The 1,635-nt window shown below is 73.8% G+C and carries 3 protein-coding genes; 2 read left to right on the top strand and 1 reads right to left on the bottom strand.

Features of this window, described 5'->3' with window-relative positions; translation table 11 throughout:
* The first annotated feature begins 327 nt into the window (after positions 1-327).
* Together U9977_RS24075 and U9977_RS24070 are read left to right on the top strand one after the other, a co-directional pair.
* Entirely contained in the window at positions 328-840 is a 513-nt protein-coding gene (locus U9977_RS24075) for a hypothetical protein (protein WP_322751567.1), read from the top strand.
* Positions 841-843: 3 nt separating this feature from the next.
* On the top strand, positions 844-1,320 hold the full coding sequence (locus U9977_RS24070; protein WP_322751562.1) for a DUF4439 domain-containing protein: 477 nt from the start codon (positions 844-846) through the stop codon (positions 1,318-1,320).
* Here the strand turns inward: U9977_RS24070 and U9977_RS24065 are convergent.
* A partial coding sequence (locus U9977_RS24065; protein WP_322751561.1) for an HAD family hydrolase occupies positions 1,306-1,635 on the bottom strand: 330 nt, incomplete at its 5' end. The two genes, U9977_RS24070 and U9977_RS24065, sit on opposite strands and share 15 nt — an antisense overlap.

Below are 1,635 nucleotides of genomic sequence, written 5' to 3'. Positions count from 1 at the left end.
CGCTGCGGGAACCCGCCCGGGTGACCGCGACGTCCTCCAGGTCGAACCCATGAGCCGCCAGCTCCGGGGTGAGCAGGCGGACCAGGTGGGCGCGGCCTCGCCCGCCGCCGGCATGGGTTGCGGCCACGGCGTCGCCCACGTCGACCCGCTCCTCTCCGTCGCCACACACTGGCGTTCATCGCCACGCACCGGCGTGACGTCCTCTCGAGATCCTCAGCCTACGTCGGTCGCCGCCCGAGGCTCATCCGGGTCCGCCCGCGGGCACGGCCGGCATGCAGGCAGCACGCTGCCCGCCAACCTGTGCCAAGCTGCTGGGCCGTGAGCTCGATGATTCCCGCTCAGGGGTCCTCCAGACGGGTCGTGCTCGGCGCACTGCCACTGGCTGCGGCCAGCGCCCTCGTCGGATGCAGCTGGACACGAGCGGCCCGGGAACACACTGCCACCCCGGCGGCGGCCACCGCCGACGACCTTCTGCGCGGAGCCGCGCTCAGGTCTGAACACGCGCTGCTCGTCGCGTACGACCGCGCGATCGCCGCGTATCCCTCGATTGCGGCGACGTTGCGCGCGGTGCGTGCCCACCATGCCGAGCATGTCAGTCGCCTGGTGCCGGCCACACCCGCGACCGCGGCCACACCTGCCACCACACCTGCAACGACGGCCACAGCCGCCACCGGGGCCGCGCAGGCTAGTGTGGCGGGGTTACTGACGCTGGAGCGCGCGGCCGCGACAGCACTGCGGACCCAGTGCCTGGCCGCCTCGGCGAGCCTGGCGCCGCTGCTGGCCAGCATTCATGCGGCTGAGACCGCACATGCGGACCTGCTCGCCCCGCTGGTCGGCTGACCGGTGCCGGCACAGGAGCACCTACCGCCCGACTCCGCCGCCGTCCAGACGCTGTCAAACCTGCTCGCCATGGAACACGCCGCCGTCTATGTCACCGCCGCGGCCGGCGGTGAGCTGGCCGCACTGCGGCCGGTGGTGGAGTCGACCCGGGTCCTGGCCCAGAATGCGTTCACCGCCCATCGGGAGCTGCGTGACCGACTGGTGGCCGAGATCCTCGACCGGGGCGGCAACGCGCCAGCGGCCCAGGCCGCGTACCGGCTGCCGCCGGTATCCACCGACCTGGCCGGCGTGCTCCTGCTGCTGGCCGACATCGAGGACCGTTGTTCGGCCGCCGCCTACGACGCGATCGGCGACCTGACGGGCGAGGGACGCGCGCTGGTGACCGACGCTTTGGCCGGGATGGCGGTGCGCGGCCAGCAGGCCCGGATCGCGGCAGGCCAGCCCCCTGGCCAGGCCATCCGGGCGCTACCCGGCGCGTGAGAACGGCCGTCGGCGACCGGCCGCCCAACCGTCCAGGACGCCCAGCAGCCGCCCGAGCCGCCCGATCACCGCGTCGGCCCGGCCGTCACCGGATTCCCCCGGCACCCCGGATCGGGGACCGGCGCCGTCGGAGAGCAGCACGGTGCGCATGCCGACGCCACGGGCCCCGGCTATGTCGCTCGCCGGACGGTCGCCGACAAATACCGCCGCACCCGGGTCACGCACGCCGAGCGAGGCGAGCGCGGCGTGGAACGCGTCCGGATGCGGCTTGGAAAACGGCAGGTCGTTGGTGTACACCCGGGCGTCGAACAGGTC

Origin of the sequence: Protofrankia sp. Cas8, from assembly GCF_963555845.1 — a bacterium.
Taxonomy (GTDB): Bacteria; Actinomycetota; Actinomycetes; order Frankiales; family Frankiaceae; genus Protofrankia.
The sequence above is the reverse complement of the archived record's forward strand: the minus strand, read 5'-3'. Positions and strand labels throughout refer to the sequence as shown.

What these genes read in the sequence shown, in the direction of transcription:
- U9977_RS24075 (WP_322751567.1), top strand. Translation starts at nt 328, where the DNA reads ATGATTCCCGCTCAGGGGTCCTCCAGACGGGTCGTGCTCGGCGCACTG.